This is a genomic window from Limnoglobus roseus (genome assembly GCF_008254045.1).
GTDB classification, from domain to species: Bacteria; Planctomycetota; Planctomycetia; order Gemmatales; family Gemmataceae; genus Limnoglobus; species Limnoglobus roseus.
The window spans coordinates 9,058,035-9,080,518 of the sequence record NZ_CP042425.1 but is presented as its reverse complement, the minus strand read 5'-3'; the positions used below and the strand labels follow the sequence as shown (position 1 = coordinate 9,080,518).

Annotated in this window: 17 protein-coding genes and 2 pseudogenes; 14 read left to right on the top strand and 5 right to left on the bottom strand. The window is 66.0% G+C overall.

Features of this window, described 5'->3' with window-relative positions; all coding sequences use genetic code 11:
- Positions 1 to 848 precede the first annotated feature (848 nt).
- From PX52LOC_RS38870 to PX52LOC_RS38860, 3 genes are all read right to left on the bottom strand, one after another.
- The gene (locus tag PX52LOC_RS38870) at positions 849 to 2,129 is read right to left on the bottom strand and encodes a hypothetical protein (RefSeq protein ID WP_149115125.1); all 1,281 of its coding nucleotides are present in this window, start codon (positions 2,127 to 2,129) and stop codon (positions 849 to 851) included.
- 599 nt (positions 2,130 to 2,728) lie between these two features.
- The gene (locus PX52LOC_RS38865; protein WP_149115124.1) at positions 2,729 to 3,904 is read right to left on the bottom strand and encodes a cytochrome-c peroxidase; all 1,176 of its coding nucleotides are present in this window, start codon (positions 3,902 to 3,904) and stop codon (positions 2,729 to 2,731) included.
- On the bottom strand, positions 3,904 to 4,848 hold the full coding sequence (locus PX52LOC_RS38860) for a DUF1559 domain-containing protein (RefSeq protein WP_149115123.1): 945 nt from the start codon (positions 4,846 to 4,848) through the stop codon (positions 3,904 to 3,906). The genes PX52LOC_RS38865 and PX52LOC_RS38860 overlap by 1 nt, the downstream gene beginning before the upstream one ends.
- 287 nt (positions 4,849 to 5,135) lie before the next feature.
- Between PX52LOC_RS38860 and PX52LOC_RS43210 the strand changes: the two genes are divergently transcribed.
- Positions 5,136 to 5,903, top strand: a complete 768-nt coding sequence (locus PX52LOC_RS43210; RefSeq protein WP_246173608.1) for a hypothetical protein — start codon at positions 5,136 to 5,138, stop codon at positions 5,901 to 5,903.
- Between the two features lie 1,190 nt (positions 5,904 to 7,093).
- Here the strand turns inward: PX52LOC_RS43210 and PX52LOC_RS38850 are convergent.
- A complete protein-coding gene (locus PX52LOC_RS38850) occupies positions 7,094 to 10,243 on the bottom strand; it encodes a protein kinase domain-containing protein (RefSeq protein ID WP_168219483.1) in 3,150 nt (1,049 codons plus the stop codon).
- 1 nt (position 10,244) lies between these two features.
- Here PX52LOC_RS38850 and PX52LOC_RS38845 point away from each other — a divergent pair, with 1 nt between their 5' ends.
- The 13 genes and pseudogenes from PX52LOC_RS38845 (at position 10,245) to PX52LOC_RS38790 (ending at position 21,500) form a co-directional block, all read left to right on the top strand.
- A complete protein-coding gene (locus tag PX52LOC_RS38845; RefSeq protein ID WP_246173607.1) occupies positions 10,245 to 11,036 on the top strand; it encodes an NAD(P)H-binding protein in 792 nt (263 codons plus the stop codon).
- 70 nt (positions 11,037 to 11,106) lie between these two features.
- On the top strand, positions 11,107 to 11,814 hold the full coding sequence (locus tag PX52LOC_RS38840; protein ID WP_149115120.1) for a class I SAM-dependent methyltransferase: 708 nt from the start codon (positions 11,107 to 11,109) through the stop codon (positions 11,812 to 11,814).
- A gap of 120 nt (positions 11,815 to 11,934) precedes the next feature.
- The gene (locus PX52LOC_RS38835) at positions 11,935 to 12,600 is read left to right on the top strand and encodes a class I SAM-dependent methyltransferase (RefSeq protein WP_149115119.1); all 666 of its coding nucleotides are present in this window, start codon (positions 11,935 to 11,937) and stop codon (positions 12,598 to 12,600) included.
- Entirely contained in the window at positions 12,597 to 12,977 is a 381-nt protein-coding gene (locus PX52LOC_RS38830) for a hypothetical protein (protein WP_218575243.1), read from the top strand. The genes PX52LOC_RS38835 and PX52LOC_RS38830 overlap by 4 nt, the downstream gene beginning before the upstream one ends.
- A 54-nt stretch (positions 12,978 to 13,031) precedes the next feature.
- Positions 13,032 to 13,232 (top strand): hypothetical protein, encoded by a 201-nt coding sequence (locus PX52LOC_RS38825; RefSeq protein WP_149115118.1) that lies wholly within the window; start codon positions 13,032 to 13,034, stop codon positions 13,230 to 13,232.
- A 129-nt stretch (positions 13,233 to 13,361) separates the two neighbouring features.
- A pseudogene (locus PX52LOC_RS44500) lies at positions 13,362 to 13,697 on the top strand (transposase); the annotation flags it as partial.
- A gap of 652 nt (positions 13,698 to 14,349) precedes the next feature.
- Positions 14,350 to 14,531 (top strand): annotated as a pseudogene (locus PX52LOC_RS44495) (ISL3-like element ISMdi2 family transposase); the annotation flags it as partial.
- Between the two features lie 196 nt (positions 14,532 to 14,727).
- On the top strand, positions 14,728 to 15,678 hold the full coding sequence (locus tag PX52LOC_RS38815) for an SGNH/GDSL hydrolase family protein (protein WP_149115116.1): 951 nt from the start codon (positions 14,728 to 14,730) through the stop codon (positions 15,676 to 15,678).
- A 62-nt stretch (positions 15,679 to 15,740) separates the two neighbouring features.
- On the top strand, positions 15,741 to 16,265 hold the full coding sequence (locus tag PX52LOC_RS38810) for a YceI family protein (RefSeq protein WP_149115115.1): 525 nt from the start codon (positions 15,741 to 15,743) through the stop codon (positions 16,263 to 16,265).
- A gap of 6 nt (positions 16,266 to 16,271) precedes the next feature.
- The gene (locus tag PX52LOC_RS38805; protein ID WP_149115114.1) at positions 16,272 to 17,141 is read left to right on the top strand and encodes a hypothetical protein; all 870 of its coding nucleotides are present in this window, start codon (positions 16,272 to 16,274) and stop codon (positions 17,139 to 17,141) included.
- A 96-nt stretch (positions 17,142 to 17,237) separates the two neighbouring features.
- A complete protein-coding gene (locus PX52LOC_RS38800; protein WP_149115113.1) occupies positions 17,238 to 17,627 on the top strand; it encodes a lipocalin/fatty acid-binding family protein in 390 nt (129 codons plus the stop codon).
- Between the two features lie 12 nt (positions 17,628 to 17,639).
- Positions 17,640 to 17,747, top strand: a complete 108-nt coding sequence (locus tag PX52LOC_RS44370) for a TIGR02996 domain-containing protein (RefSeq protein ID WP_149115112.1) — start codon at positions 17,640 to 17,642, stop codon at positions 17,745 to 17,747.
- Between the two features lie 366 nt (positions 17,748 to 18,113).
- A complete protein-coding gene (locus PX52LOC_RS38790; protein WP_246173606.1) occupies positions 18,114 to 21,500 on the top strand; it encodes a PVC-type heme-binding CxxCH protein in 3,387 nt (1,128 codons plus the stop codon).
- A 103-nt stretch (positions 21,501 to 21,603) separates the two neighbouring features.
- Here PX52LOC_RS38790 and PX52LOC_RS38785 read toward each other — a convergent pair whose 3' ends face one another.
- On the bottom strand, positions 21,604 to 22,434 hold the full coding sequence (locus PX52LOC_RS38785; RefSeq protein WP_149115111.1) for an N-formylglutamate amidohydrolase: 831 nt from the start codon (positions 22,432 to 22,434) through the stop codon (positions 21,604 to 21,606).
- Between the last annotated feature and the right edge of the window lie 50 nt (positions 22,435 to 22,484).

The window sequence follows — 22,484 nt, the reverse complement described above, 5'->3', positions numbered from 1 at the left end:
TGAGCGAGGGAAAATAACCGCCGTACCCGGGGAGAGGGGCTTGGGAGAGGAGCAGCCGGCTGGTGACACACAATTCGATGTGAGTCTCTGAGGTAGGCACACGAAGCCTGGAAAAGAGGCAAAGAAGACCAATTTCCAGGATAAGACAACGATACGGGACAGGCAGCAAGTCAGAGGCCGCGGATTGCGTTCTCACGACTTGTTCAGATTCACAGGTCGAGAGTTCATCGCTTCTGGATTTGGTCGGTTTCTGAAAAAATACGAGACGTTTCAGATAGGGAATACCAGGGCCGTTGTGCGGACTGGGCGGGCTTTATCCAACTAGAAGTAGGTGTCGTTCAACCCATCCAGTCATAACTGCGTGGGCCGTCGTTGCTCCTGTCCTACTCGCTTCAGGCCGTGCCCGACGGCATCCGGGACGGGCTCGCCCGCCGGGAGGAGCTATGCCTCCCGGACGTGGTGCGTGAGGGCGCTATCCGCGGGTTTGCATCTGGTAATCGCGGTCCCCGTCGCGAAGACTGTTAGGCGGACTTCCTTCGCATCTCTCGCTTATCTCGCAGTCCCCTGTGAGTTGGGAGCGAGGTTCGCCGGGCTTACTTCGTCAAATTCGTTTCTATCGTACTGCGGTTGAGGTACGCTCGGCGGAAGGTCATCTGGGGCAGTCCGCTCCCTGTGGACCTCGTAAGCGGTATCAGTCCGCGGCGTGTGCTTTGCCAGGGAAGGTACTGTCCCACAGGGCGGGCGAGGAAGTGCGAGACCGAGTTACGTCGCCGGGTCTCGTACATCCTCCGGTTCGGTGTGCCTTCTCTCGGGCGGGGGCCCACCCCCCGCCTCGGACTCGGCGTAGGTCACTTCCGCTTCAGCGGCGTCCCCTCGAGCGCCAGCTCCGTCACCTTGTCATAGTCCCATTGACCGACGGCGATAGCCAAATCCCGGCCGACGTTCGCCCAGTCGCCGCTCACCCCGGCCGTCACCGGCACCAGCACGATGTCGGAGAACGACAGCACAAACTCGAACACCTCGAACCCCTTGCCCTGCTGCTCCTCCAGCCCCTTCACCTTGGTTTCCACTGGCTTGATCGCCGCCTCCATGTTCTTCACCCGACGTTGCAGCTTGCCGATCTCGCCGATCAGGTCCATCAGCTTCTGATTGAGCGGGGTGACGGACTTGTGCAGCCGCTCCTTGATCTTCCCGACGTGCTTGCTGATCGCCTCTTCGGACACGCCCTTCGCGTCCAATGACAAGTACGCCTGGCTGAGCAGTTCGGTCTCGAACGCCTCGGACTGCTTGATCACCTTGTTCAGCGTCTGTGCCAGGGCGTGCGACTTGAGGTCGATGCCCTGCGTCTTGGATTTCACCACCTCAACTTGCTCGGACGCCTGCTTAATGGTCGGCCCGGAAATGCCGAGGAACTGTTTGAGGACGATCCCGGCCGCCTCGTTCGCCTTGCCCAGGGTCGTCACCTTGCCCTTGGCGGTGACGAACGCCTTTTCGAGGATGACGATCTGCTTCTCCAGCAGCTTGAACGCCGTCTCGACCTCCAGCAGCGCGCTGCCGATCTCCGTGAAGATGGTGATGCCGCTCTTGATGATGCCGATGATAGCCACCGCCCCGGACAGCCCGCCGGTGAACGGGGCGGTGGAGGTGGTGGCGATGCCGGCCGTCAGCCCGATCACCCCGCCGACGACCTTGGTGGCGATCTGAATCTTGTACTTCTTGTACTCGGCCCGGGATTCGAGGTACTTATTGTAGCAGGCGAGGGCGGCCTTGTTGGCCTCATCCTTGGCGTAGTTCAGTTCTTCGTCGACACTCTTTTTGATCTTTTCGAGCAGGCTCTTCAGGCCTTCGGGGTCGACGAGGTCCCGCTTCAACCGGCCGGCCACCTCGAACGAGGCGAAGCTCTTGCCGAGGTCCTTGACCAACTCCGTGTACACCACCTTGACGGCGTCCTGCATCTTCTGCATCAGGAGCGGGTCTTTGCCCATCGCCTTTTCCAACTCCGGGGGCATCTCGATCTCGACTTGGAAGTCCAGACCGGTCGGCATTGTCAGCACCTGCAACACGCCGGCGGCCTTGGCCACGTCGGACGGCATCTTCCCCTTGTCGTCGAACACCACATGCTTGCCCACAACAATCCCCGCGGCTCGCCTGTCGGTGGGCGTGTCGGCGCGAGCCGGCCGGCACGGTCCGTGGCGGGTGCGACCGCCACGACCCACAGCGTAATCCTGTGCGACGAGGCGGTCAAACAGAAAGGCCACCGCGGCGGCTTCGGCTCCATGACGCACGGCTCGTTTTGCGAAGGTTAGTGCGAAAGGCAGAGTGTCCCCGTTGTGTAAGGCATGAAAGTAGCGCAGGATATTGAGCATCGAGGTGGGAAATAACTTTCACCCGATAGAGGGCATTCAGAGCGGCAGGACAGAGGGCGCAAAGAGACAGGGGCCTTGAACCCCCGTTGCGCTGGTCGGGTCGTTGATGGACTGGCGAACCTCGGCAGACCGGGACAAAACCCGGCCTCCGCGCTGGTGGACGTGGGGTCTGCCGTCGCCGACGTGATGAAGGCCGTGGCGTGGGTCGAGAACATGCTGTCGGGGCCGTGTGCATGCCCCGTCGCGGCGAAGGGTGTGTGTTCTGCGACCGCCGCGGGTACCTGACGACGGCCGCGGCTCGGTGAGCCACCGTGGCTGGCCACCAGCCGATCGCCGCGGCGGGAATGGTAAACGGAACCCGCTTACGGCTTCAGTCGTTCATCGGGGGAACTAATCGTCGGTGGACGAACCCGACGTACGGGTTCGTCGAGGCTCCGTAGGAACGCTTCCAGGTCGGCCAGGTCTTGCTTGTTCAGCCCGAGCGGCTTCAGCAGCGGTGACTTCACCGGGAACTTCGGGTCGTCTTTCTGCGATTCCTTCCGGCGGATCGTCGGCATCCCGGCGTTGTACATCCGGAGCACGCCCGGCAGTTCGAACAGGCCGTTGTGCATGTACGGCGCGGTCCGGCCGGCGTTCCGCAGCGACGGCGTGCGGAACGCCCCCACGTCCTTCGTCGCCCGGTACCGGCCCAAGTCCTCGAACTCGCGCTCGTAGTAGCTCAGTCCGACTTCGTGGAACTTTCCGTCGGAGAACGTCGGCCCGTTGTGGCAGTTCAGACACCGGCCGTCGGTGCGGAACAGGTGCAAGCCGCGGACTTCCGCGTCGGTCAGCGATTCGCCCCGGCCGCTCAGGAACGCATCGAACTTGCTCTTGCCGCCGACCAGTGTTCGCTCGAAGCAGGCGACCGCCTTCACCACGCGGTCGAGCGTTACGGCCTTGTCGCCGTAGGCCTTCTCGAACAGTTCGGGGTAGCCCGCCTTCTGCTCCAGCCGTGAGACGACGGTCTTTTCGTCGGCCCGCATTTCGTCCACGTTCGCGAGGACGGCCAAGGCTTGGTCTTCGAGCGACGCCGAGCGGCCGTCCCAGAAGTAGCTCGCCGCGAAGGCCGCGTTCAGAACACTCGGCGAGTTCCTCCGGAGTTGCTTGCGGTCGTGGCCGAACGACGTGGTCCGCCCGTCGGCCCAGGCCAGGTCCGGGTCGTGGCAGCTCGCGCACGCCGCCTGCCCCGTCCCCGAGAGCCGGCCGTCAAAGAAGAGGGCCTTCCCCAACTCCGCCTTGTCCTTCGAGAGCGGGTTGTCCTTCGGGTGCGTCGCCTCCGGCAGCCGGCCCAACTCGCGGTGTTCGACGCCCGCGTCCAGCGTCGGTTTCGGCCACTCTTTCGCCGGCTTGAGGTACTCCGCCCGCAGGTCGGCGGCCAGCGCCTGGTACTGAGCCGGGGTCAACTCTGCCCGCGCGGGAAGCCGCTTCGGCAGTGCCGGCTCGTCTTGAGCGACCACGCCCGTCGCGAGTAGGCCAACGACCAAGAGTGCCCATCGCATCAGTTGTCTCCGGAAACGACTTCGCCGCCGATGCGGGTGAGCATGGCGGCCACGGTCTGGGCGGTGGCCGTCTTCTGCAAGGACCGCACGGAGCCGTCGGCGAGTAACACGTTCGCCACGCCGGTGTGGAAGGCGTAGATGCCGTTATTGTTGTTGCAGTTGACCATGCACGGGCCGTTGGCCGTGCCGTCCCCTTGGAAGCCGTTCACGACGAACATGTTCGGCACGGCCCACCCGCAGTTCGCGGCCGTCGGGGTCGAAGCCGGGTCCAGCACGCCGGCCTTCCACCAGTCCGGCCGGCCGGCCGACTCCGCGAGGGCGATGGTGTTCGACGTACCGTCGGCAATCTCGACGATGCGGACGAACCGGTTCTTGGTAGACCCAAAGACGCCCTCGGTCTCGCCCGGTGCCGTGCCGGAGATGAACCCCAGTCCGGCCGTGCCGTTGGCTTTCGTGGTGTACAGGTTCGTGCTCGGCCCGTAGTGCCCGGCGTAGTCGGCCACGGCCGTCGGGTACTTCACACCGCTCTCGTCGGCCGAGTTCGTGGTGCCCGTGCGGCCGGGGTTCGGGGCCGACGGGCAGGTCATGATCTGAATGGGCGTGGCGAGGACGCCCTTGTTCGACGAGTGGTTGTACTTCTGGCCGAAGTTGTACTGCTTCCGGACGTTGTCCTGCTCGATGTGGGGCATCAGTTGTAAGCCCCAGTAGCTCACAAAACTCACCCCGCCGATGACCTGCTCCTCTTGGGCGCAAGGGAACCCGCCCCGCGTCGACTCGAAATTGTTCATGGCGAGGCCGAGTTGCTTCAGGTTGTTCTGGCACTTGATCCGGGCCGCGGCTTCCCGCACCTTCTGGACGGCCGGCAACAACAGGCCGATGAGGACGGCGATGATGGCGATGACGACGAGCAGCTCAATGAGCGTAAAGGCAGCGCGACGGCGCATGGAAGCTCTCCGACCGGGGTAGAAGTTGTGTCAGTTGAGCAGCGGTGCGGTCGGAAGGTGAGCGACGGAAGCGCGTCCCATACGGTGGCGGAGCAAACTCAAAGGCGATTTCTCATGAGACGCCGTCTCATGAGTCTTTTCTCATCTTACGGCGGTCGGGCCGGGAAACAACCGCACGCGGAGAATTCGTGGAACGGTCCCGGGCGTGCGCCCGGCGCGAAGCGGGTCGCTCGGGGCTCGATTCCACTCGGAAGACCGATTATCATCATCGCACCGGAGGGCGAGGGATGACGGAAGCGGAGTGGCTGGCATTCGTCGACCCGTACCGGGCACTTGAGTCTCTTGCCGAGAGCGACCTACTGACCGATCGGAAGCAGCGACTGATTGACTGCGCGTGCGTGCGACGGGTGCCCAACTTGTTTGATATCGACTGTTGTGCTCGTGCCGTCCTGGCCGCCGAGCGGTTCGCGGACGACCTCATCGGCCTCGATGAACTGCGCGACGTTCAGGCGGAAGTCCTTCAAGAAAAGGACGCGCAAGTCTCGTTAAACGTTCAGCGATATTTGGCCACGGATTACAAGCCCGATAACCGCCTGAACGGTCTACTTCCGCCCGACGCCCCTCAGATACCGAACTTGTACTCGTTACTGGCCGCCGCCGGGGGCGTCGCGTGGGAATATCGTGGCGGAACGGACCCTTTACGCCATGCGGCGGAAGCCATCGCGTGGCGAACCATCGACCAAGGAAGTGTGTCCGCTGGCATTACAGCAAAGGGCCGATTCCATGCCGAACGGGTGGAGCAAGTTCGCCTCATTCACGATGTCATCGGCAACCCGTTCCGCCCCGTCGCCTTCGACCCCGCGTGGCTCACGACCACTGCCGTCGGCCTCGCGGAAAGTATCTACGCCGACCGCGCGTTCGACCGCCTGCCGATTCTCGCGGATGCGTTGCAGGACGCCGGGTGCGAGGACGGGGCGATTCTGGGCCACTGCCGGGGCGACCGGGTTCACGCGCGCGGGTGCTGGGTCGTCGATGGCGTGCTCGGGAAGGGGTGAGGGGCGGCCGACCGACAGGAAGAGGGAAACAAGATCTCGGGGGCGGTGTGGGTTCTCGGTCTGCCGGATAGTGGGAAGTCGTTCGCCATCGCCGGGTTGACCGGTTGGTGCGTGGCGAGCCAGGACCGAAGATTCGAACGCTTGTTGGCGGAACACGGGCTGCCATTCGACACCCGCGAACACACCGACGCGATGGCGGTGCGGTTCGCAGAACTCCGGGCAGTCGCGGCGGTTCGCGTGGGCTTTGATCCCGGGCTTCCGCCGCCCGGGCCAGCCGATCGCTTACGTGATGGACCGGCGACACGCCCGACTTGCTGGCCGCCGAAGTGCCCTGGATCGTCAGGCAGGGTATCTCTGCCTGTCGGTCGGCCTGTGCTGCTCGCTGCACGATTGCCTGCAACGGAACCGCTGCCGCTGCTGCGTCCTGCGGGACGAGGTAATGCGGGCGTGTTGGCACATATTCCAGCAGCATCTCGCGGCCGGTACTTACCCAGCCGAAGGCGTAGAACTCCGGCGCGGGCAAGCGGACTAGGAACCACTTCGCAGCCTTCCGGCCGCGAGACGGTGTAAGCGACGCCGCCGGACCGGGCGGCCGTGACTTCGAACTCGCAGAACGGATTCTCGGGTGGCCGGCGATCGTGGCCGGAAACGGTCCGGCGGAACGGGGTCGTGTCTTCGCCCGTGCCGGTCGAGAACTCGGATCACTGGAGGCGTATCAGCGTCCGCGGGTCGCCGTAGCCGATCTGGCCAGTATGGCGGTTGGTTCTCGTCTGTGACCTGTCCATGCCCTTGAGCAGGAAGGACAACCCGCCTGCGGCCAGGGAGACGTTGAGGTGCAGGGTCACGACGCTTGAGCCGTCCGGCTCCGTGTCGCCGACCCGGCCCCGAACGCGAGCTTCGTGTCCTCGATGACCAGCCCTGCGTCGGGTAGCTCTTGGTAGGGGCGAGTTCGCCGCCTACCATGGCCGGCGGGGTTGCAACCCCGCCGGCTTCTGCTTCAGACTTCTCGGACTCGACGGCGGCCGGGCTGGTGCAGCCCAGAGGCCAAAGATCGGGATGATTAAAAATGCCGCCGTAGGGTCGCATGCGCATCCCCCGTCGGAAGGCTGACATTTTCGCCCCCCCGGGTGATTCGGCCATCGGGTGGGCGGCTTTCGAGATGCCGCCCGCCCGATGGCCGCACAACGGCGTCATTTTGCGTCGAAGTCACTCGTCACCTTGCAGTCCGGCAGGGCGGCTCGCAGTTTCCTCACCCCGGCGGCCGTCGCCTTCGACCCCTTCAGGTTCAACTCCTTCAGTGTCTTGACCTGGGCCAGCGTCTCCAGCCCAGTGTCGGTGACGGCTGACGGCCGCAGGTCAAACCGCTCCAGCGCCTTCGCGTCGGCCAGCGGTTTCAGGTCGGCGTCCGTCACCGGGGATCGCCACGGAAAGTTCGGGACGGCGACGACGGCCGTGAGGCCCTTGATCTTCGGCACGCATTGCAGCACGGCCGGCGTGAAGCCCGGGCAACTCACTTCCAGTGCCCCCAAGAACGCCATCCCCTCAAGGTGTTTGATCCCGGCATCCGTGACGTTGGTGCCCCCGACCAGTTGGAGGGAGTCCAGCCGCTGGACGGCCGCAATGTGCTTGAGTCCGGCGTCCGTGATCGGGGGGAAGATGAACATCACCTGTCTCAGTTTCGCCATCCCCTTGAGGTGAACCATTTCCGCGTCCGCCAGTTGGGGGCACCCGTCGAGGTTGAGGTACTCGACGCCCGTGCCCGCCAAGTGGGCGAGGCCGGCTCCGGTGATGCCTTTCGACCCGCCCATCGCGAGGTGCGTCAGGGCCGGGAACTTGGCCGCGGCGCGGAACACGCCGTCCGCGCTGCTGCGGAGGAACAGGGCCGTCACCTTCGGCGCGAACGGGAATCCGGCCAGCTTCTCCACCCCCGCGTCCGTGATGGCCGAGTGATGAATGTCCACCACGGTGAGCGAGCCGAGGGCGCGGAAGGCGTCGAGGTCGGCATCGCAGAACCCCTCCTCCTTCAGGGCAATCTGCAACAGCCCGAACGGCGCCGGTGGGAGGTTCTTGATCTGCCCGATTTCCAGGTACGGGTTGTGGTTCGTCACGACGGTCCCGCCGCGGTTCAGGACGAATTCGGCGGCCGTGCGGTCGGCGTCGGGGATGGCGAAGTCGCTCTCGATCTTGCACGCCGGCAGGGCGGCCCGCAACTTCTTCACGCCGGCGGCCGTCGCCTTCGACCCTTTGAGGTTCAACGCTTTCAGCGTCTTGATCCGGGCCAACGCTTCCAACCCGGCGTCGGTCACGGCCGACAGATCGACGTACAAGTCCTCCATCGCCTGGGCCTCGCCCAGTAGTGTCAGGTCGGCGTCCGTCAGATGGGGATAGTCTGGGCCGGGCGGATACGCCGCGAGGAACTTCATGCCCTTGATCTTGGCCAGGCTCGCCACCGCGGCTGGCGTGAGAAGCCGGCAATTGGCGCTCAACGCGGCCAATCGCTCCATCCCCTCGAGGTGTTTGATCCCGGCGTCCGTGATCTTCTGGCACCCGTGGATCGACAGCGAGTCCAACCGCTTGACGGCCGCGACGTGGGCCAGCCCGGCGTCGGTGATCGGGTCATTGTCCAGGCCGAGGTGCATCAATCGCGGCAGCGCCTTGAGGTGCGCCAGCCCCACGTCGGCCAGCCGCGGGCATTGCAGATCGACGTTCATGAAATTCGGCCCCGGTAGGTGCGCGAGGCCGGCGCCGGTGACGTTTTTCGACGACAGCACGAGGTGCGTGAGGGCCGGGAACTTAGCCACGCTGCGAAACCCTTCGTCCGTCACGCCGTCGCACAAGTAGACTCGCAGGAAGTGGACCTTGCCTGCGAATGGGAACCCGGCCAGTTTGGCCAACCCCGCGTCCGTTATGCCCGGTCCGCACACCTCGATCCATTCCACCGACGCGAGGGGTCGGAGGACGTCGAGGTCAGCGTCGGTTGTCGTTTCCGACAGGAGTTTGACCTGGGTTAGATCGAAGGGGCCAGCCGGTAGGTCGGCGACGTTGGCGATGATCCGGCCGGGTTCGGCCGTCGTGACGACCCCGCCGTTGCGGTTCAGAACGTACTCCGCTGCCGTGCGGTTCGGGTGGGCGACGACCGCCGACTTCTTCGGTTCGGCCTTCTTCGGCTCGGCTTTCGCGACCGGTTTGTCGTCCTTCGGCGGATCGACCTTCGGCTGCCCCTTCTTCGCCAGGACGAACGCGAGGCCGGCGACGAGGAGCAGTGCCGCGAGCGCCCCGCCACCGAGCCGCAGCTTCTTGTTCGTCGTCGGCCGCGGGCCGATCGGGTGTGGCTTCTCCAACCGGGTCGTGTGGACCTGGACGCCCTCGTCCGCGGTCAGGTCGCCCCACACCTGCGGCGCTGCGTCCGTCGCCAGCACGGCGATCGCCGGCGAACTGGTCGGGGCCGTCTTGTTCGCGTCGGCTAGCCCCTTCTCGATGGCCGTCAACTCTTGCAGTGCCGCCTTCGCGTTCGCCGGGCGGCCGTCGGGGTTCTTCGCCAACAGGCGGTCTAGGAAGTCTGAGTACGCCTTCGGCACGTCGGCCCGGTGGTCAATCACCGGCAGCTGCGTCTCGAACCCAATGGCCGCGAGCGTCTCCATCAGGTTTCCCCGGGCGAACGGGTTCTTCCCGGCGAGCAGGTGGTAGAAGACGACGCCGACGCTAAACAGGTCGGCCCGCGGGTCCACCGACTTGCCGGCCGCCTGCTCCGGGGCCATGTACGCCGGCGTGCCGATGACAGCCCCTTCCTGGGTCAGTTGATCGTCGCCGGCGTTGCCCCGCGTCAGGCCGAAGTCCAGGACCTTCGTGCGGGCCGTGCCCTTCTCGATCCACAGGTTCGCCGGCTTGATGTCGCGGTGGACCAGCCCCTTGTCGTGGGCGGCGGCCAAGCCGCGGAGGGCGTCCCGGACGACCCGCACGGCGTGCGGCAGTGGGACCGCCTTCTTATGCCCGCGGAGCCACACGTCGAGCGGCAACCCTTCGAGGAACTCCATCGCCAGGAACGGGACGCCGTTGGCCTGCCCGACCTGGTAGATGGTGATGATGTGGTCGCTCTTCAAAGCGGCGGCCGACCGCCCCTCGCGGAGGAAGCGGTCGGCCGCCTGCGGCTTGGCCGCCACCTCTGGCCGCATGACCTTGAGGGCGACGAACCGCCGCAGGGCCGGGTCTTCGCCGCGGAAGACGAACCCCATACCGCCCTCGCCGAGCTTCTTCAGGATGCGGTAGTCGCCCAGCCGGCCGATCTCGTCGGCGGCCTGGGGTGGGGACAGAAACGGGTACCCCGGCACCTCGCCCGACACGTTGCGGCCCCTCGTCCGAGAATCCACCCAGATCGTCCGGGGCGACGTTCTCGACCCGCCGTCGCTGGCCGAGGCCATGCGGGGCGTCCACACCGCCTACTACCTCGTCCACCTGATGTCCGACTCGAAGGACTTTGAGAAGGACGACAAGCAGGCGGCGGCCCATTTCGCCGCCGCCGCCAGGGACGCCGGGGTGCGGCGGATCGTCTACCTGGGCGGCTTGGGGGACGACGACGACCCGAACCTGTCGCCGCACCTGCGCAGCCGCCACGAAGTCGGAACCATCCTGCGCTCTTCCGGCGTCGAAACGGTCGAGTTCCGGGCCGGGATGGTGATCGGGGCGGGGAGCCTGTCGTACCAGCTGGTGAAGTCGCTGACCGACCGCCTGCCGGTCATGCTCTGCCCCCGGTGGCTGACCACGGCGACCCAGCCCGTCGCCGTGGACGACGTCCTGTCGTACTTGTTGGCAGCGAGGGAGATGCCGCCGGGCGGGAGCCGCACGTTCGAGATCGGCAGCCCGGACGTGACGACCTACGCCGACCTGATCCGGGAGTACGCCCGCCAGAAGGGTCTGCGGCGGTGGCTGATCTTCGTCCCCGTGCTGACGCCGTACCTGTCGGGCCTGTGGCTGGCCCTCGTGACGCCCGCCAAGTTCGAGGTCGGGCGGCACCTGATCGAGGGGTTGAAGAACTCGACCGTCGTTCGGGAGAAGACGGCCCGGGATGCCTTCCCGGTCCGGCCGATGGGGGTGAAGGACGCCATCCGGAAGGCCATCGCCGACACGACCGGGTGACGGGCCAGAGCGTGTGGGCCAACGGCGGACTGGTCGGGCGGCGGTTCCAGGCCACTTCTGGGGACGAACGATGAAATCGACGGTGGAAGAAATTCGGCAGCGGTTCGACGCCGACGTGGAGCGGTTCTCAAACCTCGAAACCGGGCAGTCGGCGACGGTCGATGCTCCTCTGGCGATGGCACTCGTCGCTCAAGCGGCAGCGGCCACGACGCCCCACGCCCGACACGTCTTGGACGTGGGGTGCGGGGCCGGGAACTACACGCTCAAGTTGCTGGAGGGGCTGCCGGACCGGGACGTCACTTTAATCGACCTGAGTCAGCCGATGCTCGACCGGGCCAGGGAGCGAGTCGGCCGAGCGACCACGGGCGGTGTCACGACCGTCCAGAACGACATCCGGGAAGTCGAACTCCCCGAAGGTCGATTCGACATCGTGCTGGCCGCTGCGGTGTTGCACCACCTGCGAACCGACGAGGAGTGGCATCAGGTCTTCACGGCGTTCCACCGGGCATTGCGGCCCGGCGGCTCGATGTGGGTCTTCGATTTGGTACAAAGTTCGATCCCGTCCATTGAGCAACTGATGCAGCACCGTTACGGGGAGTATCTCACCTCCTTCCGGGACGACGCCTACCGGGACCACGTGTTCGCCTACGTCGAGAAAGAGGACACGCCCCGCCCACTGATGTTTCAACTCGATCTGTTGCGTCACGTCGGGTTCCCCCAGGTCGAAGTCCTGCACAAGAACGTTTGTTTCGCCGCCTACGGTGCGGTAAAGGGGTAAGTACAAATCACCTTCAGAAAACCCGAGTCCGTTCGGCGAATCTCACGAGATGACCGACACAATCATGCTCGTGGGTGGAAGCCGAGCGGCAAAGGCGAGGTACGAAGAGGGACGAACACAATGCCTGAACACGGACGCACTAGTTTCGAGAACCTTTACGCCGGGCAACCTCGGTGGGAGATCGGCCAGCCGCAGGTGGCGATCCTCGCCGTGGCCGACCGGATCACCGGGTCGGTGTTGGATACCGGGTGCGGGACGGGGGAGAACGCCCTGTTCCTCGCCCGTCAGGGCCAGCAGGTGATGGGCATCGACTTCCTGGCTGAGCCGATTACCCTGGCGAAGCAGAAGGCAGCCGAACGGGGTCTGACGGTGACATTCCGAGAAATAGACGCCCTGGCCCTCAAGGATTTGCCCGAGGTCTTCGACTCGGCCATCGACTCCGGGTTGTTCCGGAATGCCATTCAGTTCGGCCGGAACTCTTGGCCCATTCACTTCTTCCGCCCCAGTACTTGCCCCTGTTGCAGCCGGCGAACAATGGGAATGGCCCTTTGCCCGCGCCGCGGAGGTTCATCCGTGACCCCCTCCCGACGCGCCGCCGTCCGGCCGCTCCGTGAAGGCGTGGCGAACGCCCTCGCTCCGCTCGCCCTGGCGGAACCCTGTCGCGGCCGGAACGTCCGCCGGCGGCACCGCGCCCTCGACCCGGTCCCCCCCATCCACGTGTTCCTGTTGCAGATCCTCCACGGCAACACCAGCGGTGGCAGGTGGGAATCGACCTGGCCCATTTGAAGACGACGCCCGGGATGGGCGTGCGGAGGTGCGAGACGGAGGCGGGCGTGAGGGAGGAGTTGGTCGCGTTCGCCATCGCCGACAACCTGGTCCGGGCGGTCCTGCTCGGAGCCGGCCGGCGGCAGAACGTGCCGGTGGCGCGGATCCGCTTCGTGGACGCGCCGCGGTGGTTGACGTCGTCCTCACCGGGCACGCCGTTGTCGGACGTGGTCGTGAGCCCCGCGCGGAAGGACCGCGTCGAGCCGCGGTGCCAGAAGCGGCGGGCCAAGAAGTACCCGTACGTGACCCGCCCCCGCGCGGAGCTTCGACAACAGCGACTGGCGCAGGAGGTTCCCGCCGAACTGAATGGCATTCGGGTTGTCCCGCGGAGTTGGTGAAGATCGCGGATTAGTATGACGGTCGCCCTTCTCCGGTGAGCAGGACGCCCGTTCATGGACCCGAATGATTTCTTCCCCGCGGCGGCGGACTTCGCCATCTCGGCCACGACCGTCACGACCGACGCCATCCTCGTCGCGGTCCGATGCGCGGCCCCGACCGCCGATTGCCCGACATGCCACCGGCCGTCGGACCGCGTCCACAGCCGGTACGCCCGGACGGGGTCGCCGACCTCGCCGTCCTCGACCGGCGGATGATCGTCCGCGTCTCCGCCCGTCGGTTCTTCTGCCCCAACCCCGGCTGCGAGCGGGCCATCTTCTGCGAACGCCTCCCCGGCTTCGCCTCGCCCCACGCCCGCTTGACGACCCGCCTCGCCGCGTGGCATCGTGCCATCGGCGAGACGGCCGGCGGCGAGGCCGGCCCCCGGTCGGCCCCGGTCGGCCGGAGCGTGCCACACGCCGGCCAGCGGCGACACCATCCTCCGACGGGTGGCCGGTGGAACGGTCGAACCCGAACCGGCGTACCGGTGGGTCGGGATCGACGACTTCGCCCTCCGCAAGGGGCATGTGTACGGCACCATCCTGATCGGCCTGGAGCGGTCCCGTGTCGTCGATCTGTTCGACGGCCGGGATGGCGCGGCTGTCAGGGCGTGGTTACGGGCGCACCCGGGCATCGAAGTCGTCACCCTCGACCGCGGGTCGGCGTACGCGAAGGCGGCCGGGGCCGCGGCCCCGTGGCACCTGCTGAAGAACCTGCGGGAGGCTGTCGAGCGGCTGTTCGAGCGGTACGCGGCGGCCGTCCGGGCGGCCCTGACGCCGGCCCGGCGGCGACCGTTCCGACCCCGTCGCCGGACCCGGTCGGGTCCGGCGTCCCGATCGCGCCGCCACCCGCGGCGGCCGACGCCCCGGGTCGGCCGCCGCGGGTCGAGAACCACCGCCGGGCGCACGAACTGCACGGCCAGGGGCACTCGCACCGGCAGATCGCCCGGCACCTGCGGCTGTCCCGCGCCGTCGCCCGCCGGTACCTGCGGACCGCGCAGTACACCGACGGGCGGGCCGGGCGAGTGCACCCGACGCGGCCGGACGGGTTCGCCGCCTACGTCGTCAACCGCCGGTTGGCCGCGGCGGGGCTCCGGCGGGTGCGGGCGAACGCCGCCCCTCCGTCTCCTCCGGCCCGCCGTCGGGGCGGCCGTTGTCGTACGAGTTCCTCCGCCGGCCGAGCGGTCGGCTGGCGAGCGAGACCGGTTGGCCCGGCGACGACGGCCGGCGGGCCGCCCTCGACCTGGCCGCGAAGTTCGTCGCGATGGCCCGTCGGTCATCCTCTGTCCCGCTAAGCGACTGGCCGGACCGGGCGGCCGGCTCGAGGTCCGCGGAACTCCGCGGGTTCGCCGCCGGCGCCTTCGGTCGGACGAGCCGGCGGTGGCCGCGGCGTTGACGGAGGCGTGGAGCAACCGCCCGGTCGAGGGCCAGGTGAACCGGCTGAAGACGATCAAGCGGCAGACGTACGGCCGGGCTGGGCTGCCGCTCCTTCGCGCCCGCGTACGGGCGAAGCCATGAACGGCGGACCGCACCGTTCGTGTGGCGTGGGGGGCGGACACTCTCACCAACTCTGCGGAAGAGCCGATAAATCGAACCGCTGGCGGCACACTCGGAAACCGCAGAGATCATTTTATTCTTGTTCGATCTTTCTCGTTCCGGTACACTCCGCCGGCGTCACTGACGGATCGCTACAACCTGAACGGAGTCCGCCCTCGTGAAATCCCTCCTTGGCTATGCCTGCACCTGCGTGGCGGCGATTACGATCGCCTCGCCCGCGTCGGCTGATCACGTCTACCTGGCGCTGGGTGATTCCAGCGCGTACGGCGAAACAAACCGCACACTCGACCCGTCGAACGGCGACCGCGGTTACGTCGCGCCGTTCGCCGATTACCTCGCGACGCAGAACGGTGGCGTGCGGCCAACGGTTCTGAACCTCGCCATCAACGGCGAGACGTCCGCTAGCTTCTTCGCCGGCACCGGCCGGGTGTCGTCCGACGGGCAGGGGTTCAACACCAACTACGTCGGTCGGCCCGACCCGTTCCCGCAGTACCAGGAACTTCTCAGCCGCAACGCCGGGTTCGTCGCGAACGGCGATCAGGTCACGACCGTCACCGTGCAGTTCGGGGCGAACAACCTCGACGGGGCGGCGTCCAACCCCGCATTCCTGTTGCTCACGCCGCAACAGCAACAGGCCGCGATCCAGGGGATTCTCGCCCAGTTCCAGGCGGACTACGTCAACATTCTGGGCACCGTGCGCAGTTTGTACCCGACGGCGGACGTGTACGCCATCGGCTACCACAACCCGTACAACGGCGACCTGTCGCTGCCGATCTCAGCCCTCGCAGACCCGGCCGTACAAGGCTTGAACCAAGTGATCGCCGGGGTCGGGGCGGCTTTCGGGGCGAAGTACGTCGATTTCTACTCGGCCATCCACCCGAACGAGGCGTCGCTGACCTTGATCGGCACGTACGCGACCGACCCGGTGAACTACGTCCACCTGAACGATCAGGGGTACGCCGCCGCGTCGCAGGCGCTGATCGCCACGGCCACCCCGGACCCGGTCAGCGTGCCCGCGCCACCGGCGTTGGTTCTAGGGGTCGTCGGGTTCGTCGCACTCGCCGGCCGGCGGGTGCGAGTTTCGCGTAAGACATCTTGCCCGGCGTGAGTACATTAGGCGTGCCCGCCGCGGGTGCGCGCGGGTACATCCCCCACGATAGGAGTTCGCACATGGTTCGATGGTTCCTCGGCCTGACGGCGGCGGTGGCCGTGTCGCTCTCGGCGACGGCGGCGGACAAGTACAAGCTCGACGGCGACAACACGAAGATCGAGTTCACCGGCACCAAGAAGGACGGCAAACACGTCGGCGGCTTCCACAAGCTCACCGGCGAAGTCACCCACGAAGGGGACTGGAAGATTGACGTGACCATCGACACCAACTCGCTCTACTCCGACGACGAGAAGCTGACCGGCCACCTGAAGGCCGGCGACTTCTTCGGCGTCAAGGACCACCCGACGGCCACGTTCACCAGCAGCAAGATCGAGAAGGGGGCCAAGGGCTTCACCGTTACCGGCAAGTTCACCCTCTGCGGCAAGTCGAAGGAGATCAGTTTCCCGGCCGAGATCACCACCGGCGACACCTTCACGCTGAAGTCTGAGTTCAAGATCGACCGCACCGACTACGGCATGACCTACGGGGCGGGCAAGGTCGATAATGAAGTCGCCCTCAAGGTGACCGTCTCCGCGAAGAAGTAACCGGCCATGCAACTGCCGCCGACGCCGATGATTCTGGACGAACTCCGCACCACCGTGGGGCCGTCCTTTCTTATCGGCGTCGGCGTTCTCATCTTCTACCGCCTCGTCCTCGGCAAATCCTACACCCCTCTCGCGGCCGTCGTCGCCCTTGTCCTGAGTCTGGCGGTCGGCAATCACCTCGGTCAACTGAACCCGGCCTGGTGGCCGACCGAGAAGCGGTTCACGTGGCTGCTCTGGCTCGCCGCCGCGGGTAGTCTTGCGGCCGCCGTTGTGCGGTCGTTGAAGTGGCCGACTGTTGGGCACGCACTTTGGGCGGCAGTGGCGGCCGTGGCCGTGATCCGCGTGGTCCCGAAAGACTACCTCACGACGCCGACGTGGGCCGTCCCCGCGTTCGTGCTGTTGGCGGCGGCTGTCGGCTTCGGCCTCATGCGGCTGAGTGAACGCCGGCCGGGGCCGTTAACGCCCTTTGTGATGGCGGCGGCGCTGATGACCGCCGGGGCGGTCGTGATTCATGCACACTCGAAGAGTTTGCTCGACGTTGCCACGCTCGGCGGCATGTGCCTGTTCGGCATCGCGGCCGTGGTGCTGGTCACGAAGGGCGATGCGGGGCCGGCGCTCCCCGGGGCGGCGTTCCTGCTGACGGGCGTCCTGCTCGCGGGCCATTACGAGACGTTCAGCAAGGTGCCGACGACGGCGTTCGTGCTGCCGGCCGTGGCCCCTCTGCTGGCGCTGGTCGGGCTGATTCCCGCCGTGGACCGGCAACAGCCGTGGGTGCGACTGGTGATCGTGCTGCTGCCGGTGCTGGCCGTGTTGGCCGTCGCGGGGGGACTGGCCGCGGCGAACGAGTCACTGGCGTTCGGCGAAGATGAGTATTGAGCCACACTTCACCGGCGGTTCCTATAACGCTCCCAGACCGGGCCGTTCCCTCTCCACTTCGGTGACTGCGAACGCCCGGCCTTCGGAGGTTAACCCATGCGGATGTTCGCGATCGCGGCTCTGGTGCTCGGCCTGACCGGGCTGGTTCACGCCGACGATAAGAAGACCGACCCGACCGGCACCTGGAAGTGGACGGTGGAGCGGAACGGCCAGAAGACCGAGCGGAGCGTGAAGCTCGAACTCAAGGACGGCAAACTCACCGGCACGTCGCCCACCCCTGACGGCAAGGAAACGAAACTCGAAGACGGCACGTTCAAGGACGGCGATGTCACGTTCACGATTCACCGCGAGAACAACGGCCAGAAGATGACGATCAAGTACAAGGGCAAGATCGAAGGCGATTCCTTCAAGGGCACCGCCGAAGTTGACGCCGGCGGCGAAACCCGCAAGGTCGAGTTCGACGCGAAGCGAGAGAAGGCGAAGTAACCTGAACAGAGGATGATCGAGGAAGATACCTTCCTGGCATCGGTTTGCTCGCAGCCGCGGGATAACCAACCGCGGCTGGCTTTCGCCGATTGGCTCGACGAATCTGGCGACTCTCGGTGACGCCGAGTTTATCCGACTAACCGCTCACCGTCTGGACAAAACGTACTGGTTGCCAGGGCTAAATCCCCGGATCGGTTCGACTCCCACCCACGAGACGGCCGCGAGGCTTACAAATCGGAGAGAACCAGAAGGTGCGATTGCGTCGGCGGCTCGCGCTATAACGGGTTCGGAGCATCCGTCACCGCCCTCAATCGAGTATTGAATCCTATCAAGTTTTGGCCTGGGTCTGAGGCCCTCACACTCGGCTCGTCGCGAGCGAAAGCACAGAAATTAAAACGGGTTCCTGACTTTGCTTTCCGGTCTGATCGCCTCACATACACTACTTTCCACCTGCCTTCCGCTCTTCTCCGACTGGAGTTCTCCCCGATGATTGCCCTCTCACGCTGCCGCTGGTTGGCCGCGGCCGGCGCGCTGTTCGGCGTTGCGCTGCTCATGACGTCCGACGTCTTCTCTCAACAGAAGAAGGACGCCAAGAAAAAGAACGACGGCCCGTCGATGCAGACGGCCGAAGAGTTTCTGAAGCCGAAGCCGCGGCCGAAGAAGGACGCGATCCCGGCGAGCAAGTTGCCGCTAGAGTTCGTCAAAGGCGAGCGCATCGCGTTCGTCGGCAACACGACCGCCGAACGGATGAGCCTCTACGGGCACTTCGAGACGCTCCTCCACCTGCGGCACAAGGACAAGGAACTCGTCGTCCGCAACTTCGGCTTCCCGGCCGACGAAGTGGGCGTCCGGCAGCGGTCGTCCGACTACACGAAACTCGACGACCCTCTGTTCGCCTTCAACCCCGACACGTTCCTTTGCTTCTTCGGCTGGAACGAGTCGTTCAAGGGGCCGGCCGGCGTTGCGAAGTTCCAGGCCGACTACGAGAAGTTCATCAACGATTACACCGCCAAGTACCCGCGGGACGACGCGAAGTCGCCGGCCCGGTTCGTGCTGGTGTCGCCGATCGCGTTCGAGAACACCGGCGACAAGTTCCTGCCGGACGGCAAGGCCGAGAACGCGAATCTGAAGCTGTACGCCGACGCGGTGAAGGCGGTCGCCGAGAAGCGGAATCTCGCGTTCGTGGACATCTACACGCCGACGCTGGCCGCGTTCGAGAAGGGCGGCGGCAAGCTCACCGTCAGCGGCTTCCAGATGAACGAGGCCGGCGACAAGGTTCTCGGTGAAGCCCTCGACGCGGGCCTGTTCGGCCCGAACAACTCGGCGGTGAAGGCGGGCACGTCGGAGTTCGAGAAGATCCGGGCGGCGGTCATCGAGAAGGGGTGGATTCACTCACAGGACTACCGGATGGTCAACGGCTGGTACGTCTACGGCGGCCGGCGGACCTACGACACCGAGACGTTCCCCCGCGAGTACGTGAAGCTGCGGAACATGGTCACGGTTCGCGATCACTACATCTGGGACATCGCGGGCGGCAAGGCCGTGCCGGAGAAGCCGGACGACAGCAAGACGGGCGAACTGATCGTGCCGCCGACGCGGTTCGGCGGACCGGACCGCGCATACTCGGAGAACCCGCCGGCGATGGGGCCGGTCATCGCCCCGCCCGCGGAACTCATCAAGGGCGCTCGCGTGCCGGCCGGGTTCAAGCTGGAACTGTTCGCGGACGAGAAGATGTTCCCGGAACTGGCCAGCCCGGTGCAGATCAACTTCGATAGCAAGGGTCGGCTCTGGGTGGCGTGCATGCCGACCTACCCGCAGTGGCGGCCGGGCGACGTGATGCCGAACGACCGGCTGTTGATCCTCGAAGACAAGGACGGCGACGGCAAGGCGGACAAGTGCACCGTCTTCTACGACAAGCTCCACTGCCCGGGCGGGTTCGAGTTCTACAACGGCGGCGTGCTGGTCATCAGCCAGCCGCGGATGCTCTTCCTGAAGGACACCGACGGCGACGACAAGGCCGACGAGGTCACGTACCTGATCGACGGGTGGGCGACCGACGACACGCACCACACCTGCAACGCCTTCGAGTGGAGCCACGGCGGCCTCTTGCACATGCTGGAAGGGATTTCGACCAGCACCACGCTGGAAACCCCGTGGGGGCCGCACCGCAGCAAGGGCGACGGCGGCTGTTACGTCCTCGACCCGCGGAGCATGAAGGTTCGTCAGTTCAAGCTGCCCGGCATGTACAACATGTGGTGCTACGTGTTCGACGAGTGGGGCAACGGCATCGTCGGCGACGGCACCACCGCCAACCAAACGTGGGACGTGCCGCTCTCCGGCCAACCCTACGACGGCCGCAAGGGCGTGAACTTCATCCTGCCGAACGGCGAGCGGCCGAACCTCGGCAACGAGTGGCTGGTTTCGCGTGCCCTGCCCGACGACGTGCAACGGCAATTCACCTACGCCTGCGTCATCAACCTGAACGGCCTCACCCGGTACACCATGCGGGACGACGGGGCCGGGTTCATGGGCGAGCGGATCAAGCCGAAGGACCCGAAGGACGGGAAGTGGGACGACCTCGTCCGCAGCCCGAACAAGCACTTCCGGCCCGGCGACCCGCAGATCGGACCGGACGGTCGGCTGTACTTCGTGGACTGGGCCAGCCCGCTCATCGGGCACATGCAGTACTCGCAACGCGACCCGAACCGCAACCACACGAAGGGCCGCGTCTACCGCATGGTCGGCGCGGACAAGCAGCCGATCGCGCCGGTCACGCAGCAGGGCAAGAGCGTGGCGGAAATCCTCGAACAACTCCGCGAGTACGAGTGGCGGACCCGCTACCGTGCCCGCCGTGAGTTGCACGACCGGCCGGCGGCCGAGGTTCTCCCGGCCGTCGCCAAGTGGGCCGCGGAGTTGAAGGACACCGACCCCGACTTCGACCGCCTGCGGTGCGAAGCCCTGTGGGCGCAACAGAGCCACCACGCGGTCGACGCGAAGTTGGCCGACGCGGTGCTGGCGTGCAAGACGTTCAACGCTCGGGCGGCCGTTGTCCACATCCTCGCCGACGAGCGGGACCGCATTCCGGGGGCGGTCGAACGGTTCAAGAAGGCGGCCGGCGACGAAAGCCCGCGCGTCCGGGCGGAAGCCGCCCGCGCGCTCAGCTTCTTCGCCACGGCCGATGCGATGAACGCCGTCGCCAGCATCGCGCAGAAGCCGCTGGACTACTGGACGAAGTACACGGTCGAAGCCGCCCTCTCGGCGAACGTGTCGGCGTGGCCGGCGGACTTCACCCTCGGCAAGTTGGCGGCGTCCAACCCGGAAGCGGCGAAGTTGATCACGGACATCCAAAAGAGCAGCAAGGCCGGCGAGGGGGCACTCCCGCACCTCAAAGTCCTGCTCAGCCTGGACCCGCAGCCGAAGGAAGTGCGGAACAAGGCGATGACCGCCTTGGCCGGTATGACCGGCAACCCGACGAAGGGCCGAGAGGTGTTCGTTCGCGCTTGCACCGCCTGTCACAAGGTCGGCAACGGCGAGGGCAACGACTACGGCCCGAACCTGGACAAGGTGGCGACGAAGTCGAAGTTCAAGCAGAAGGTCATCGAGTCGATCATCGACCCGAACGCCGAGGTGGACGCGAAGTACCTCTCGACGAAGATCGACCGCCTGAGCGGCGGCACCGTGACCGGGCTGATCGTCAGCGAGGACAAGAAGAACGTCGTGATCTTCGACGGCAAGGAGAAGAAGACGATCCCGGTGGACGACATCGACACCCGGACGACGCTGAAGCAGAGCAGCATGCCGGAAGGCCAAGCCGGCACGATGGCCCCGGTGGAGTTCCTCGACCTGGTCGAGTACCTCTGGTCGCTGAAGTAACCGAGCGGGTTCATCCACACAGGGTGAACGCCAGAAGCCCGGCCGGGTTGCGACAGGTTGTCGCGGCCCGGCCGGGCTTCTACTTTTGGTCGCGGACAGTCGCCTACTTTTGCAGGTACAGATCCGCGTAACTCTTCACGCTGGCCGCCACCTTCTCGGCGGTGGCCTTGAGCTTCCCCTTGTCGCGGAAGTCGCCGCCGAATTCCAACTGGATCGCGTCGACGCCGTAGTCGCCGCTGCCGTAGGTCTGCACGATGTTGCCGCCGTTGAGCGTGGCGTACTCCGTGTCGGTCAGGTTTGCCGGGAAGACCTTGCACCCGTTCGTGGCCAACAGCCCGAAGAAGCTCTTCGGCCCAGTGTGGGCTTGCGAGCCGAAGCGACTCGTGAGAAGGCTCACCGTCTTGCCGTCCTTCGTGCCGCGGATGACCGTGTCCTTCATCGCCCCCTGCCCGTGAACGTCGAGCAGCAGACCGCTGCCGTGCTGCTTCTTTACCTCACGGCAGTACGCGGCGAGTTGGTCCCGGTAGGCGTCGTAGGTCGGCTTCGCGGCCTTATCTTCGTAGGCGATTTCGGGCGGCCGGTTGGCGTCGATGAACTTGCGGTGGAACTTCGCGGCGACGAGGTACGGCTTCTTGCCCATCGTCTTCTCGATCGCCTCGGAGATGGCGGCGGCCAGCTCTTCCGTGTTGCCGTCGCGGCCGGCGAAGAACCCGTTGCCGCCGGTGGGCAAGCCCTCGCCCTTCCGCGGCTTCACGCCGGGCACGTCCTCGGTGCCGCCGTGCGGGGCCGACAGGATCACGGGCAGCGCCCCGTGTTGGACCGTGACCAGCTTGTTCGCCACCGGCTTCGGCGGGCCTTTCGAATCGTCCGCGAGGGCGACGGTCACGGTCAGGGCGAACACGGCACCGGCCGCGAGTCGGATCAGGTATTTCATGGTGGAAAGTTCGTGGGGTGAAGATGGAAAAGAAGGTGGGCCGGGACTTC

Coding starts and splice junctions, on each gene's coding strand:
- PX52LOC_RS38865 (WP_149115124.1), bottom strand. CDS start 3,904: ATGCGATGGGCACTCTTGGTCGTTGGCCTACTCGCGACGGGCGTGGTC.
- PX52LOC_RS38860 (WP_149115123.1), bottom strand. CDS start 4,848: ATGCGCCGTCGCGCTGCCTTTACGCTCATTGAGCTGCTCGTCGTCATC.
- PX52LOC_RS43210 (WP_246173608.1), top strand. CDS start 5,136: ATGACGGAAGCGGAGTGGCTGGCATTCGTCGACCCGTACCGGGCACTT.
- PX52LOC_RS38840 (WP_149115120.1), top strand. CDS start 11,107: ATGAAATCGACGGTGGAAGAAATTCGGCAGCGGTTCGACGCCGACGTG.
- PX52LOC_RS38835 (WP_149115119.1), top strand. CDS start 11,935: ATGCCTGAACACGGACGCACTAGTTTCGAGAACCTTTACGCCGGGCAA.
- PX52LOC_RS38825 (WP_149115118.1), top strand. CDS start 13,032: ATGGACCCGAATGATTTCTTCCCCGCGGCGGCGGACTTCGCCATCTCG.
- PX52LOC_RS38810 (WP_149115115.1), top strand. CDS start 15,741: ATGGTTCGATGGTTCCTCGGCCTGACGGCGGCGGTGGCCGTGTCGCTC.
- PX52LOC_RS38805 (WP_149115114.1), top strand. CDS start 16,272: ATGCAACTGCCGCCGACGCCGATGATTCTGGACGAACTCCGCACCACC.
- PX52LOC_RS38800 (WP_149115113.1), top strand. CDS start 17,238: ATGCGGATGTTCGCGATCGCGGCTCTGGTGCTCGGCCTGACCGGGCTG.
- PX52LOC_RS44370 (WP_149115112.1), top strand. CDS start 17,640: ATGATCGAGGAAGATACCTTCCTGGCATCGGTTTGCTCGCAGCCGCGG.
- PX52LOC_RS38790 (WP_246173606.1), top strand. CDS start 18,114: ATGATTGCCCTCTCACGCTGCCGCTGGTTGGCCGCGGCCGGCGCGCTG.
- PX52LOC_RS38785 (WP_149115111.1), bottom strand. CDS start 22,434: ATGAAATACCTGATCCGACTCGCGGCCGGTGCCGTGTTCGCCCTGACC.